The sequence below is a fragment of the Rhizobium sp. BR 250 genome, assembly GCF_047445855.1.
In the GTDB taxonomy this organism is placed as follows: domain Bacteria; phylum Pseudomonadota; class Alphaproteobacteria; order Rhizobiales; family Rhizobiaceae; genus Agrobacterium; species Agrobacterium tumefaciens_I.
The window spans coordinates 215107-228698 of the sequence record NZ_JARWKW010000004.1 but is presented as its reverse complement, the minus strand read 5'-3'; the positions used below and the strand labels follow the sequence as shown (position 1 = coordinate 228698).

At 59.9% G+C, this 13592-nt stretch carries 17 protein-coding genes; 6 read left to right on the top strand and 11 right to left on the bottom strand.

Annotated features, from left to right (window positions below; genetic code table 11):
- Positions 1 to 72 precede the first annotated feature (72 nt).
- The 4 genes from QD336_RS08480 to lgt form a co-directional block, all read right to left on the bottom strand.
- On the bottom strand, positions 73 to 1224 hold the full coding sequence (locus tag QD336_RS08480; protein WP_499170219.1) for a M24 family metallopeptidase: 1152 nt from the start codon (positions 1222 to 1224) through the stop codon (positions 73 to 75).
- Position 1225: 1 nt separating this feature from the next.
- A complete protein-coding gene (gene pgeF, locus QD336_RS08475; protein ID WP_499170218.1) occupies positions 1226 to 2020 on the bottom strand; it encodes a peptidoglycan editing factor PgeF in 795 nt (264 codons plus the stop codon).
- A 150-nt stretch (positions 2021 to 2170) separates the two neighbouring features.
- Positions 2171 to 3271, bottom strand: a complete 1101-nt coding sequence (locus tag QD336_RS08470; protein ID WP_269340540.1) for a class I SAM-dependent methyltransferase — start codon at positions 3269 to 3271, stop codon at positions 2171 to 2173.
- Between the two features lie 15 nt (positions 3272 to 3286).
- Positions 3287 to 4099, bottom strand: coding sequence for a prolipoprotein diacylglyceryl transferase (gene lgt / locus QD336_RS08465; protein WP_499170365.1), 813 nt, complete (start codon positions 4097 to 4099; stop codon positions 3287 to 3289).
- 97 nt (positions 4100 to 4196) lie between these two features.
- Here lgt and QD336_RS08460 point away from each other — a divergent pair, with 97 nt between their 5' ends.
- The 5 genes from QD336_RS08460 to QD336_RS08440 all read left to right on the top strand — a co-directional run bounded on the left by QD336_RS08460 (position 4197) and on the right by QD336_RS08440 (position 6765).
- Positions 4197 to 4442, top strand: coding sequence for a hypothetical protein (locus QD336_RS08460; RefSeq protein ID WP_269340541.1), 246 nt, complete (start codon positions 4197 to 4199; stop codon positions 4440 to 4442).
- Positions 4408 to 4671, top strand: a complete 264-nt coding sequence (locus QD336_RS08455; protein ID WP_003522871.1) for an accessory factor UbiK family protein — start codon at positions 4408 to 4410, stop codon at positions 4669 to 4671. The genes QD336_RS08460 and QD336_RS08455 overlap by 35 nt, the downstream gene beginning before the upstream one ends.
- 427 nt (positions 4672 to 5098) lie before the next feature.
- The gene (locus QD336_RS08450; protein WP_003522870.1) at positions 5099 to 5599 is read left to right on the top strand and encodes a type III secretion system chaperone family protein; all 501 of its coding nucleotides are present in this window, start codon (positions 5099 to 5101) and stop codon (positions 5597 to 5599) included.
- A 1-nt stretch (position 5600) separates the two neighbouring features.
- A complete protein-coding gene (gene proC / locus QD336_RS08445; RefSeq protein WP_499170214.1) occupies positions 5601 to 6419 on the top strand; it encodes a pyrroline-5-carboxylate reductase in 819 nt (272 codons plus the stop codon).
- A gap of 4 nt (positions 6420 to 6423) precedes the next feature.
- On the top strand, positions 6424 to 6765 hold the full coding sequence (locus QD336_RS08440; RefSeq protein ID WP_499170212.1) for a tRNA-binding protein: 342 nt from the start codon (positions 6424 to 6426) through the stop codon (positions 6763 to 6765).
- Positions 6766 to 6971: 206 nt separating this feature from the next.
- Here the strand turns inward: QD336_RS08440 and QD336_RS08435 are convergent, their stop codons facing one another.
- The 4 genes from QD336_RS08435 to QD336_RS08420 all read right to left on the bottom strand — a co-directional run bounded on the left by QD336_RS08435 (position 6972) and on the right by QD336_RS08420 (position 10439).
- On the bottom strand, positions 6972 to 8351 hold the full coding sequence (locus QD336_RS08435; protein ID WP_269340544.1) for an ATP-binding protein: 1380 nt from the start codon (positions 8349 to 8351) through the stop codon (positions 6972 to 6974).
- 29 nt (positions 8352 to 8380) lie between these two features.
- The gene (locus QD336_RS08430; RefSeq protein ID WP_269340546.1) at positions 8381 to 9094 is read right to left on the bottom strand and encodes a response regulator; all 714 of its coding nucleotides are present in this window, start codon (positions 9092 to 9094) and stop codon (positions 8381 to 8383) included.
- Positions 9095 to 9096: 2 nt separating this feature from the next.
- Positions 9097 to 9624 carry a MarR family winged helix-turn-helix transcriptional regulator gene (locus QD336_RS08425; RefSeq protein WP_269340548.1) on the bottom strand — a complete coding sequence of 176 codons (528 nt, stop codon included), beginning with the start codon at positions 9622 to 9624 and terminating at the stop codon, positions 9097 to 9099.
- A gap of 215 nt (positions 9625 to 9839) precedes the next feature.
- Positions 9840 to 10439 carry a DUF1236 domain-containing protein gene (locus QD336_RS08420; protein WP_499170210.1) on the bottom strand — a complete coding sequence of 200 codons (600 nt, stop codon included), beginning with the start codon at positions 10437 to 10439 and terminating at the stop codon, positions 9840 to 9842.
- A 231-nt stretch (positions 10440 to 10670) separates the two neighbouring features.
- On the opposite strand from QD336_RS08420, the gene QD336_RS08415 reads away from it, so the two are divergent.
- Complete coding sequence (locus QD336_RS08415; protein ID WP_499170208.1) at positions 10671 to 11315, top strand: MBL fold metallo-hydrolase; 645 nt, start codon at positions 10671 to 10673, stop codon at positions 11313 to 11315.
- Between the two features lie 86 nt (positions 11316 to 11401).
- Here QD336_RS08415 and QD336_RS08410 read toward each other — a convergent pair whose 3' ends face one another.
- From QD336_RS08410 to QD336_RS08400, 3 genes are all read right to left on the bottom strand, one after another.
- Positions 11402 to 11617 (bottom strand): cold-shock protein, encoded by a 216-nt coding sequence (locus QD336_RS08410; protein WP_003494703.1) that lies wholly within the window; start codon positions 11615 to 11617, stop codon positions 11402 to 11404.
- Positions 11618 to 12062: 445 nt separating this feature from the next.
- Positions 12063 to 12965, bottom strand: coding sequence for a DMT family transporter (locus QD336_RS08405; protein ID WP_499170207.1), 903 nt, complete (start codon positions 12963 to 12965; stop codon positions 12063 to 12065).
- Between the two features lie 179 nt (positions 12966 to 13144).
- Positions 13145 to 13456, bottom strand: coding sequence for a hypothetical protein (locus QD336_RS08400; protein ID WP_269340554.1), 312 nt, complete (start codon positions 13454 to 13456; stop codon positions 13145 to 13147).
- Positions 13457 to 13592 lie beyond the last annotated feature (136 nt).

Below are 13592 nucleotides of genomic sequence, written 5' to 3'. Positions count from 1 at the left end.
TTCCGCTCCTTCTTGCCCAAGGTGGCGGCACTGTAAGGGCGGTTTTCCCGCTCTGTCAAACCCGGCGGCGATTTAAGCTGTGAGAAGATCGAGGCTATGGCGCGAGAGCGGTTCCGGGGCGTTGTCCGTGGTCAGATAGGTCTGGCCGAGTGTCATGGCCGTGCCGGAATCGGAATCCATTACGATCATATGCACAAAGAGCGTCATGTCGGTGGTGATTTCCTGCGGATTGCCGGCGTGGAACATCTGGTGCTCCATCCAGGAGGGAGAGAAACGCGCACCCAGCGAATAACCGCAGGAGTTTAGCCGATGGCGGGTCAATCCGCGTTCGTCCATCACGCGGGCGTGCACGTCGAAGACATCGCCAAAGGTCTTGCCCGGCCGCAGCACCTCTTCGATGGCGGTAAGGTTTTGCAGGCAGGCGCTGTAAAGCTCCTTCTGCCGGAAATCCTGTTCGCCGATCACCACCGTGCGCATCATGGCGGCATGGTAATGGGCGCTGACACCTGCCCATTCCAGCGTGAGCTGATCCCTGGTATCGAGCCGGCGGCGGCCGGCCTTGTAACGGCAGAGCAGCGCATCCGCGCCGGAACCGATGATGAATTCATTGGCGGGATAATCGCCGCCGCCCGCCAGCACCGCGCCCTGCATCGCCGCGAGAATTGCGGCTTCGTCGGCGCCGGGCTTGATGAGCGGCAATGCCGCATCCAGAGCCTCATCGGCGAGTTTGCCCGCCTTGCGGGCGTGGGCGATTTCGGCCGGGCTTTTGACGAGCCTGAGTGTACTGACGAGATAGGAGGCGTCGCTCATCTGGCAGAAGCTGGCAAGCTGGTTGTCCAGCAGGCGGGCGACACGGCCGGTCATGCCGTGGGTGTCGTATTCCACCCCGATCCTGGCGCCGAGCAGATCGAGGTCGCTCAGCAGGTTTTTGAGATCAAGTGTCGGGTCGGCATTGGGCCGGTCGACCCAGATGAGGATATTTTCGATAATGGAGGTATTGCGGGCCTGCCGCAGATCGGCCGAGCGGGTGAGAAGCGTCATGGAACCGTCGGATTTGACCACCAGCGTCTGGAAGAAGCAGTAGCCGAATGTGTCATAGCCGGTCAGCCAATACATGCTTTCCTGCGCAAAAAGCAGCAGGGCGTCCAGCTTCTCCTCGGCCATTTTCGCGAGCAGCCGCTCGCGGCGGGCATCGAATTCCGAAAGCTCGAAGTGCAGGGCCATATCAGTCCTCCAGAATTGCGATTGCGGAAATCTGCCGGCCGTAATCGGGTTCGGCGCGGTGGGTGGTGCGGCGGTAGGAATAGAAGCGCTCTTCGTCGGGATAGGTGCAGAGGCCGAGATTTTCCGCCTTCACGCCGGCCTTGGTCAGGCGGTCTATGGTGAATTGCTTGAGGTCGAACAGCGCGTGTCCCTGCTTGTCCGCTTCGGCGAAATAATTCGCATAGGCCGGATCGATATCGGTGAAGCGCGCCACATATTCCGGCCCGACCTCATAATTATCCTGGCTGATCGAAGGACCGAGCGAGGCGGCGATATGTTCACGGCTGGCGCCGAGCTTCGTCATGGCCTCAATGGTGTTTTCGAGCACACCGAACAATGCGCCCTTCCAGCCGGCATGGGCCGCACCCACGACACCCGCCTGCGCATCGGCAAACAGGATGGGCCCGCAATCGGCGCTCAGCACGCCAAGCACGAAACCCGGCGTCGCCGTCACCATGGCGTCCGCCTGCGGGCGGTTGCCGTCATAGGTCTCATCGACCACGAGGACATCCGGAGAATGGATCTGGTGCACGGTGGCGAGGCGCTCTGGGGAAAGGCCGAACCATTGCGTCACGCGCCGGCGGTTTTCCTGCACCTTTTCGGGTTCGTCGTGGGAGCCGAGGCCGACATTGAGGCCCTGATAAAGCCCTTCCGAGACGCCGCCCTGCCGGGTGAAGAAACCGTGGCGAACGCGGTTCTCACCGAAGGCGACGAGCAGGGGGGACTGGAGGGGGAGCGGCAGCGTTGCGTTCTGCATGGTGTGGGAATTCCTTGGAGAATATCGCTGTTGGCCAGTTGAGCAGGATTAAGCGAGATGTTTCCTGTTGCCGCGGCATTGCACGGCGGTGTGATGCAGTGTGCCTGCTTCGTGTGTCGTGGCGATGTTGGCCCAGAGGTGATTGCGCTGTCAATCCACCGCGCGAAACGGCAGAAGATGAAGCGCGGGACTTGAAACGGCGATGACCTTGAAAAGTTCCCCCATCCTGCCGGCGCCTTCGCCGGCGAGGCGGTTCACCGCTTCGGCAATTTCAAGCGTCTGGTCGGGTGTTGCCTTGGCGGCAAGCGCGCCCGCCCTTTCCTTGAGGCCAAGGCCGTAGAGAAAATCGCCCTGTCTCAGGGTGCCGTTGACATGCACGCCGGTCGCTTCGGCCGTTTTCACGAGGCTTTCGAAATCGACATGGCTGGTGAGGTCGGCTTCGCCGGGATGGGCGAGCGGCGGGTCGAAGGCGTGGTTGCGCATAGCCTGCAGCGTATCGCCATAACCGGCGACCAGATGGCCGTAATCGATGGCGAGCGCCGTGCCGCCATGGGCCGAGAGGCGCTGGCAGATCGCGGTCATCACGGCTTCGCGGGCAGGGGAAATCTCGAATGTGGTGCCAGGTGCTTGCCGTTCGGGCTGCGGCGGCAAGAGGGCCGGGTCTATGCTGGCAAGGCCCGTTGAAAAGACGAGTTCATCATTGGCATCGAGGCTGACGACCCGCTCGCGGAAACCCTGCGGCGTCCTGACGAATTGCCGGATTGGAATGGCATCGAACAGCTCATTGGCGACAAGCAGCAGGAAACCCTCCGGCACGTCGTCGAAACTGTCATGCCAGGTCAGCCGATCCGCATGCGCGGCCAGCGTTTCCTTCTGGATGGCGGAAAGGCGGGGGCTGGTCTCCACCAGATGCACTTGCATCGTTTCGTAAAGCGGCGGTGCGATGCGGCGGATGACACGCAGCATGTCCGACATCATGGTGCCGCGGCCGGGGCCGATTTCCACCAGCTGCGTTTGTGCCGGCGCGCCGTGCCGCTGCCAGGCGTGGACGACAAAAACACCGAGCATTTCGCCGAAAAGCTGGCTGACTTCAGGCGCGGTGATAAAGTCACCCGAGCGGCCGAAGGGCTCGCGGCTCTTGTAATAACCGTGCTCAGGGTCGGCGAGGCACAGCGAGAAAAAGTCGGTGACGCTGAGCGGACCGTTGAGCCGGATAAGGGATTTGATGCGTTGCGCGAGCGGCGTGGTCATGGGCGATCATACCGCTCAAGCGCTTTTTGTCGCGCTGCGTGCCCGCAGGATGGCCCAGAGGCCCAAAAGGAACATCGGCGTTGAAAGCACCATGCCCATGGTCAGCCAGTTGCCGGCGAGATAACCGATCTGGGCGTCCGGCTCGCGGAAAAATTCCACGAAGATACGCGACAGCGCATAACCGCACACGAAGATGCCGGTGACGGCGCCGGGCGTCTTCAATGCCCTGAAGGCATAGATGGCGATGGCCAGAAGGATGACGAGCACGAGACCTTCGAGGCCGGCTTCATAAAGTTGGCTCGGGTGCCGCGCAAAGGGACCACCGGTCGGGAAGACGACGGCCCATGGCACATCGGCGATGCGGCCCCACAATTCGCCGTTGATGAAATTGGCGATACGGCCGAACAGCAGGCCGATGGGCGCGACGGCGGCAACGACGTCGAACATGCTCCAGACGGGAATGCCGTTCCTGCGGGCGAAGAGGATCATGGCGATCGTCGTGCCGATCAGGCCGCCATGGAATGACATGCCGCCATTCCAGATTTCGATCGCCCTGATGGGATTGGCGGCGACGGCTGCCATATCGTAAAACAGGATGTAACCGATGCGCCCGCCAAGCACGATGCCGCCGGCTGCCCAAAGGATGAAATCGTCCAGATGCTGCGCCGAGATCGGCGAGGTGTCGTTCGGCCAGAGGCGATCCGTGCGGGCGAGGCGGCGGGCATAAAACCAGCCGAGCATGATGCCCGCGACATAGGCAATGCCGTACCAGTGGATCGCCAGAGGACCGATGGACAGCGCCACCGGATCAATATTGGGGAAAGGCATGATGGCGAGTTGGGTGGGAGCGGCTAACAATCCGTATATTCCGTCATCGTTGCTGGGCGGACAACGGAAGCATCCATTGCCTGAAGGGGGCCGGGCGATGATGCTCACCGGCCTCCTGACGCCAAGGAAAATGGCGATTGCGATGGCGGCGGTCAAGGTGATTCTTCAAGCTGCGACTTTAGATACCGAAGGCCTGCCAAGCTGTTGCGATTTTTCGATTTCGCTTGCAAGGCGGCAGTGGAGTGCCTACCTGAAGGCTAGCAACAGCGGGCCAGACGATGCCCCTGAACCGACGAAGGATGAGCGCCATGAGCACGACAGGCACCAATCGTTTTCTGGATGAATTCGCCAAGCTGATGACCGATGCGGCCGGCGCGGCGCAGGGCGTGCGCAAGGAGGCCGAGGCTGCTTTTCATGCGCAGGCGGATCGCTGGCTGAACAGTCTGGATGTCGTCCGGCGCGAGGAATTCGACGCCGTGCGCGAAATGGCCATTCAGGCGCGGGATGAAAACGACGCGCTGCGCGCCCGCATCGAGGCTCTGGAAGCGAAGCTCTCCGCCGCCAAGGACTGATTTTTTAGCTCTTTTTCTGAGAGGTCCCGGATCGCTTGCGATTCCGGGACCTTTTGTTTTCGGCGCGTTCTGCCCGAAATCACTCCCGGTTGTGAAAAACGGGCCTTCGGCACGAATTTTTCGGGCCTGTGGACACTTCCAAAAAACGCAATCGGCAGAGTCGCTTATGTATCTCGCCTGAGGTGATGGGGGAGAAGATATCCACTGCTCAAAAAGCAAAAATGGCGGGCGAGGGGTGGCAGCAGGACTCGGCCATTATACACTGATTTTAAATGATGATTCGAAAAGACCTGGTAAGCTCCAGACAGGGTGAATGCGTAATTCTGGTGGTGTCGGGCAATCGTCTCAAATGTTTATCCCGGTTTGTATGTGCGTTTTGTGCCCGGCGTTCAAAACAGGACATCCCTACCGGCTGAGAAGGTGCCGCATGAGTCTGATAGAATTTGAAATTGAGCGTCAGTCCAATCCCGTGGACATGATCGAGATTGTCGCCGCCTCCAACGATTGGTCCTTCGAGCGTTCGGGCGAAGACGAGATTGCCATGACGGTGGCTGGTCACTGGGCCGACTATCACGTCTCCTTTTCCTGGATGGAGGAATTCGAGGCGCTGCATCTGGCCTGCGCTTTCGATATCAAGGTGCCGGATCAGCGCGTCAATGAAGTCATTCGTCTGCTGTCGCAGGTCAACGGTCAGGTGCTGATGGGTCATTTCGATCTGTGGCGGCAGGAAGATGTCGTGATCTTCCGCCAGTCCCTGCTTCTGGCGGGCGGTGCAGAGCCGAACAACCAGCAGGTGGAAGTGCTGCTTTCCAGTGCGCTGGAGGCCTGCGAACAATATTATCAGGCATTCCAGTTCGTCGTCTGGTCGGGGCTGGATGCGAAAAGTGCAATCGAAGCGGTCATGTTCGAGACCGTCGGGGAAGCGTAACATGGTGTACAAGGCTTCGGGTCCGCTCGTCCTCGTGGGGGCCGGCAATATGGGCGGCGCCCTGCTTTCGGGCTGGCTGAAAAAGGGCGTTGCCGGATCGCAGGTCATCGTCCTCGATCCACGTCCTTCCGATGCCATGCGCACGACGATTGCGGAAGCCGGCGCTACCCATAGCGAAAGCGTGCCGGCTGGCATCAAGGCCGGCATTCTTTTTGTCGCGGTGAAGCCGCAGATGATGGATGCCGTGCTGCCGTCGCTGAAACCGCTGCTGGGCCCGGAAACGGTCGTCGTTTCCATTGCGGCAGGCACCACCATTGCCACCTTCGTTTCGCATTTCGGTGCGGTTGCTGCTGTCCGTGCCATGCCCAATACACCGGCGATGGTCGGGCGGGGCGTGACGGGCGCCTATGCCAACGATCTGGTGACGCCGGAGCTGAAAGCTATCGTGGACGGGTTGCTGAAGGTCAGCGGACCGGTGGAATGGGTGGAATCCGAAGGCGATATCGACGCCGTGACCGCGGTTTCGGGAAGCGGCCCGGCCTATGTCTTCTATCTGGTGGAATGCATGGCCGAAGCCGGCCGCAAGGCCGGTCTGCCGGCCGATGTCGCCATGCGTCTGGCGCGTGAAACCGTGGCCGGCGCCGGCGAATTGCTGCACCAGTCCTCCGACGAGGCGGCACGCCTGCGCCAGAATGTGACTTCGCCGGGTGGTACCACGGCTGCGGCGCTGTCCGTGCTGATGGCCGAAGACGGCATGCAGCCCCTGTTCGACAGGGCGGTTGCCGCCGCGAAAACACGCGCCGAAGAGCTGGCGGGCTGAAGCCATGAGCGGTGAAATTTCCTATGCCGATTTCGAAAAGGTCGATATCCGCGTCGGCACCATCATTGAGGTCGAGCCCTTTCCCGAAGCGCGCAAGCCGGCCTTCAAGGTGAAGATCGATTTCGGACCCGAGATCGGCGTCAAGAAGTCGTCGGCGCAGATCACGGTGCATTATACGCTGGAAAACCTTGTCGGCCGGCAGGTTCTGGGCGTGGTGAATTTTCCGCCGCGGCAGATCGGCCCTTTCCGTTCCGAGGTGCTGACGCTCGGTTTTGCCGATGCCAATGGCGATATCGTGCTTGCCGCGGTTGAGCGGCCGGTGCCGAACGGCGAGAAAATGTGCTGATAGAGTACGACAGCACGCAGCATAAAGACTAACGCAGACGGACATTTTTCTTCCGTCATACCGGCCTTGAGCCGGCATCCAGCCAGCCCCAAGTCCTTGGGTTGAAAAGAGTCCTGTCGTCTCGCGGACGCGCGTCGGCTGGATTCCGGCTCAGGGCCAGAATGGCGGAAACGGCAAGTCCGCGTCACACTTTTCGCTCCGCTGTTCTAAGCCGGAATTTTGACGATTACCCGCAATCCACCCATCGGGCTTTCATCCAGCGATACGTCACCGCCATGGCTGCGGGCGATGTCGCGGACGATGGAGAGGCCAAGGCCCGTGCCAGACGCATTGAGGTTACGCGCCTCGTCCAGCCGGAAGAAGGGCTTGAACACATCCTCGCGTGAGATTTCCGGAATGCCCGGGCCGTCATCGTCGAAGGTCATGATGATGGAGCGCGGCGCCTTGCGGATATCGACATGGAGATTGCTGGCGTAGCGCCGCGCATTCTCGGCAAGGTTGGCGACGAGCCGGGAAAGCGCATTCGGCCGCGCGATGATTCTCTCGATATTATAAAGCTCGTAACTGAATTTCTTGCCGTGCAGCTCGAAATCATGGCCGATCTTTTCGAGAAGTGCCGGAAGTTCCAGCGTGCCGACATCCTCCTCGACATCGGTGCGGGCAAAGGTCAGATAGGCCTCCAGCATCGATTGCATGTCCTCGACGTCCTTATCGAGCCCTTCGAGGTCGGGATTGTCACCGGCGAGCGCCAGTTGCAGCTTGAAGCGGGTGAGAATGGTGCGCAGATCATGGCTGACGCCATTCAGCATGGCGGTGCGCTGCTCCATCTGCCTCTCGATACGCTCGCGCATCAGGATGAAGGCGAGACCGGCACGCCGCACCTCATCCGCACCGCGCGGGGAATAACCGCTGATCTTCTGGCCCTTGCCGAAATTTTCCGCCGCCTTGGCAAGCGCTTCGATGGGTTTGATCTGCCCGCGCAGGAACAGGATGGAAATGGCGATCAGCACCAGCGACGCGCCGACCATCCAGACGAGGAAAATATGAGTATTGGAAGCATAGGCCGAACTGCGGCGGGTGAAGACCCGCAGCGTCTTGTCTTCCAGCTGGATGCGGACTTCCAACAGCGAGCCGTTGCCATAGGTATCGATCCAGAACGGCCTGCCGATCTGCTGTGTCAACTGATCGGCTAGAATCCTGTCGAGGATTGAAAATAGTGGTTCCGGTTTGGGGGCGGGCAGGTTCGTCTTCGGTTCGATATAGATGCTGAGATCGAGCTTGTCGCGGGCGATGCGGATGACGCGCTGATAATCGTCTTCTTCCGGATCCGTCTGCAGAAGCTCGATGATCGCGGCGATATCGCGCGTGACGGCGGCGGAAAGGCGATCCGTCACCAATTGCCAGTGGCGCTCCATGAAGACAGCCGCAACCACGGCCTGAAGCAAAATCATCGGCAGGATGATGATGAGCAGCGAACGGGTGTAAAGCCCGGTTGGCAGCCAGTGGCGTAGCCACCTGCCGGACATGCGCCAGACCTTGGCCACACTGCTTTTTTTGACCGTGCTGAGAAAATCGAGGCTCGCCATGGCCGTGCGTTGCCCTTCCTTGGTGTTCGTCAGTCCACGCTCAGGCGGTAGCCGATGCCGCGCACCGTTTGCAGATAGACAGGATTGGCAGGATCGTCCTCGATTTTGCGGCGAAGACGGTTGATCTGCACGTCGATGGTTCTTTCACCCACTTCCGATTCAGCCTCCACCAGCTCGTGGCGGGGAATGGTGTCGCCGGCGCGAAGTGCGAAAAGCAGCATGATTTCCTGCTCACGATCCGTCAGCCGGATTGTTTCTGGACCGCGCCGCAATTCCTTTTTCGGAATGGAGAAGCTGTAGGGGCCGAACATGATCTGCTCGATCTTGGGTGTATCGGGCGAGGTGTTGCGCCGCAGGATGTTGTTGATGCGCAGGACAAGTTCGCGTGGATCGAAGGGCTTGGCGAGATAGTCGTCAGCGCCGGCTTCCAGCCCCGCAATACGTGAGTCCGCTTCCGACCGGGCGGTCAGGAGGATGACCGGCACGGATTTGTTCTCGTTCAGCGAGCGGGTCAGCGAAAGCCCGTTTTCGCCCGGCATCATTACGTCGAGGATAAGCAGATCAAAACGGATGCCCACCATTTTGCGCCGGGCTTCGGCCGCATCGGCGGCGACGGAGATGCGGTAGCCCTTGTCCCCAAGGAAGCGCTGCAGAAGGTTGCGAATGCGGGCGTCGTCGTCGACGATCAGGAGATGGGCCGCATCGTCATCCGCCGGCGGGCGTTTTGTCGGAGCTGTTGACATCGTTATTCGCCCTCCACGGTCGTCGGGCTGCGCATCTGCGCCAGGAACTTGCGCACGCAGGCGCGTGCATCCGGCCCAAGCCCTTCCAGCGCGCGGTCGATGCGGCGCGATTGCGGTTCGCTTAGCGCCAGCGCCAGTTCGCGACCCGTCAGCGTCGGATAGAGCCGGCGCTGGCGGCGGTCTTCGGGACCGGCCATCTGGCGGATGTAGCCGTCGTCGATCAATTGCTTCAACACGCGGGCAAGGCTCTGTTTGGTGATCTGCAGGGTGTCGAGCAGATCCGCCACCGTCATGCCGGGCTGCCGGCTGACGAAATAGACCACCCGGTGGTGCGCCCGCCCGTAGTCCAGCTTCGACAGGATGACGTCGGGATCGGAGACGAAGTCGCGATAGGCGAAAAACAGCGCCTCGATCGTGTCGAAGTCGATCTTGCCGTCGTCAACCTTCGGGAGTGCCGGTGTCTGCCTGGCGGCGGCGGTTTTGAGCGATTGCGGTGGCACTGCGGTTCCTTCATATCCTGCGGCTGACATGCGTCGATGCGCCAATATTCTGTAAACATAGCCGAAAATGCGTCCGCTCGGGAGGATGCCGCCGATCATTTTCTGTTGCGGTGGATAATATGCTGCGGGTGCGGGTGCAACTGGAATCCTGAGCGGTCTTTACCGGAAACAGAAAGGGCGCGGAAAACCCGCGCCCTTCATTCGTTTCAGGCCACCCCGATCAATGGGCGAACTGCCTGAAGTGCCTACTGATAGACATAGACGATCCGTCGTGTCGAAGGCTCGACAAGAACCGGCACGTCGTTGATCCGAACATAACGATATTGATAGTCCGGGATTTCGACGAGACGTGTATCCGCCGGCAATACGCTGCCGATGACGACGTCGCCATCATAGGTGACGGTGTCTGCGGGATGCTCGTCAATATAGGTTATCACCGATTGCGGCGGGTTCACCTCGCCGACCTTGCCGAGGTTCGGATCGCCAGGATTGGGCTCTGCCCGCACGCTTGAGGTCTTTTCATAGGTCACGACCGGCACGCTCATGTCCGAGCGGCGCTGTTCGAGAACGACCGGAGACCCTTCATACATGACATTCAGATAGTCCGCCCGTGCCCAGCCACGCATGCCGTTGACTTCGATACGGCACCAGCTGCTGCCTTCCATGCAGCCATCCAGAACCGCGCTGCTGCCGCGGGTGGCCAATCCCAGTTCGGGATAGTCTTCACCGGGGCCCGAGCGAACGGAAACATCCGATGCGGTGGTGGCGACCATGGCGGCGTTCGCGTAACCGGCCATCAAGGCGAAGGCGCCGCCGGCGATCAGCATTTTAAGCGTCTTGTCCATGTGTCTCACTCCTTTCAAGACTGGAGCTACAACGTCGCAGCCACCCGGGCGTTCCACATTTTTCGCCGGAAATTGCCGCTACAGAGCAGCGGCGCTTTGTTACGTCCTTGTTTTTCATTGAGATTTTCAACGCTCTCGGGCGGCGGAAAGCGGGACCTTTTCCGCCGCCATTGTGCCGCCACCGGTCGCGGGCTATAGGAGGCGGAACCTTTCAGACAGGAGATACGGGATATGGGAAAGTTGCAGGCGGGTATTATTCCGGTCACGCCATTCGAGCAGAATTGCACCATCCTGTTCGATCAGGACACCAAGGAGGGAGTCGTCGTCGATCCCGGCGGGGATGTGGACGTCATTCTCCAGGTCGTCGCTGAAAACGGCATCACGCTGAAGGAAATCTGGCTGACGCACGGGCATCTCGACCATGCCGGCGGCGCTGACGAATTGCGCGAAAAGCTTTCCCTGCAGGTGATCGGGCCGCATGAGGATGACCGGCCCCTGCTGGAGCGGATCGAGGTGCAGGCGGAGAAATACGGTATCAGCGGCTTGAAGAACGTCGTGCCGGACAAATGGCTGAAGGATGGCGACAAAGTCTCCTTCGGGGATCACGTCTTCGAGGTCTATCATTGCCCCGGCCACGCGCCCGGCCATGTCATCTATTACAACCGCGACCAGAACTTCGCCCATGTCGGCGACGTGCTGTTTTCAGGCTCGGTGGGGCGCACGGATCTGCCGGGCGGAAACCATGAGCAACTGATGGCCTCCATTCGCGACAAGCTGCTACCGCTCGGCGATGATGTCGGTTTCATCTGCGGCCATGGCCCCGGTGGGCGGCTGGGTGAGGAACGGCTCACCAACCCCTATCTCAAGGGGCTCTGAGTGCCGGGCCTTTGAGGCCTGCGGGAGGCACAAAAAAACCCGGCATTCCTGCCGGGCTTCAACTAGAAAAGAAAGCCGTTATAGGGTCAGCCAGCAATCTGCAGATTGACTGCCTTCGGCCCCTTGCCGCGACGATCCGGTTCCGTGTCGAAGCTCACTTTCTGATTTTCTGAAAGTCCGGACAGGCCAGAAGCCTGTACGGCAGAGATGTGAACAAAGATATCAGCGCCACCATTGTCTGGCTTGATGAAGCCGAAGCCTTTGTCTGTATTGAAGAATTTTACGGTGCCAGTTTCGGCCATGCATCAGGTCCTTTTCGCTCTGCCCGCGTTCAGCTACAGGCAGCATTACAGTTTTGCCCCGCGTGGGCGTTGGCAGGCAGTTTTTGACTATTGAGAAAATGGACCTTCGCAGCGGGAAGTAATGGCGTTCTCATCCAACGTTTTTCGTCCCACCGCCCGAGGTTTATAGCGTCCCCAGTGCGCAAAATTATAGGCCTTCCCATGCTCGCAAATTGCCCGAACCGCAGTAGATTGATGCGTTTATCGAAAATTGGCAAGCAAAAGTTTTTACGGGCTTTTTGTCAGATAAAAAACCTGCGGTAGAATTACCGCCCGCAATCGCATATTTTTTCCGCACAAGCGATTATTGATGAAATAATTACCGGCCCTATCGGGCTTTCCCGGCAAAAATTTGAATGCAGGGCCGGAATTTCCTGCGAAAACAGAAAAATCAGTTCTTTTTGCGTCAGCTCGCTTCAGCCATGGATTTTTGCCGCTTGCGCGTCAATTCCGGCACCAGTTCAACGATCAGTATGGCGACGAAGATGATCAGGCAACCGATGTAGCCCGCGCCGGAAATGGTTTCCTTGAGGAAAATCGAGGCCAGCAAAGCGCCGAAAAGCGCCTCCGAGGACAGGAAAATCGCGGCCTGTGGCGCCGTGGTGTAACGCTGGCCAATCACCTGCAACACGAAGGCAAGGCCGGAGGAGACGAGGCCAACATAGAGAATTTCCGTCAGTGACCCTTCAATGGCAGCCATGCTGATGGGTTCGAATGCGACACCGATCATGCAACTAAGAAGGGAGCAAACCGCGAACTGGGTGCAGGAAAGCGCCAGCGGCCGTCCGCTTTCGGAAACGAAGCGGCCTGCGAGGGTGATCTGGATCGCCCAGAAGAAGGCGCAGACGATGCTGAGGATATCTCCCTTCGTCAGCGTCTCGAAGGCGCCGCCGGAGAGGAGAAATATGCCGCCCAGCATCATCAGCGCGCAGGGCCAGACGACCCAATGGGGATGACGGCGGTAAAGCACGACGGCGATGACGGGCACGAAGATGACGTAAAGCCCGGTCAGGAAGCTGGAATTGGTGACGGTGGTGGTCAGGAGACCGACCTGCTGGGTGGTGGCGCCGCCGAATAGCGCCAAGCCGACGAGGATGAAGCTGCCGATTTCACTGCGGCGCGGCGGCGATTTCAGCGATCGTGTTTCCATGAGCGCGAAGGGCAGCACGGCGATTGCGGCAATGGCGAAACGTAGTCCGACGAACCAGAAGGGGCCGATCGAAGCCATGGCGGAGGATTGCGCGACGAAGCCGCCTCCCCAGATTGCTGCGGCAAGCAGAAGCAGCATATTGGCCTGAACACGCGTCATGATTGGCACCAGCACAACAGGGGCCGGAAATTCATTCAGTCGCGGCCATGGTAATTCGGGGATTTTTTGAAATGTCGGTCTGACGGTTTCCCGGGGTGCTTTAGCAGCAACCTGCCGATGTCGCAAGTCAGGGTAGGGGCTGGCGCTGGTGGTGCCGAGGGCGTCTTTATCGCTGCGGCTTATTTGTAGCGGCGAGCCTCGTCCTTCAGGCTGCGCCGGGTCAGCGTCAGGCCGCCTATGCCGAGGCCGATGAAGGCTGCTGCCGACAGGACGATGAGCAGGATGTGAGGACCCGCCTCCGTCGTTGCCGCCACCTGCGGAATGGCGGATGTATGCAGGGTATCGACCGCCTGAGTGGCGGCATTGGCCGACGTTGCGATGCCGGCTGCCATGGTGACGATGACAAGAAAAGCCGCAATGGCCATCCAGAGGGAAAACAGCGTTCTCTGCGCCCTTAACCTTTCAACGGAAGTCCGGTCGTTGGTAAACATGGCTGTCGCCTCTTGTCCCTGTTCTTAAAGGATAAAAGAGGCTTCGAAATGGACGGCTTGGAGACCGAATTCTGGCGTTCCGCGGTATTTATTGCGGCAATATTGTGGCAAGGGCGATTATAGGGCCGGTTTCATC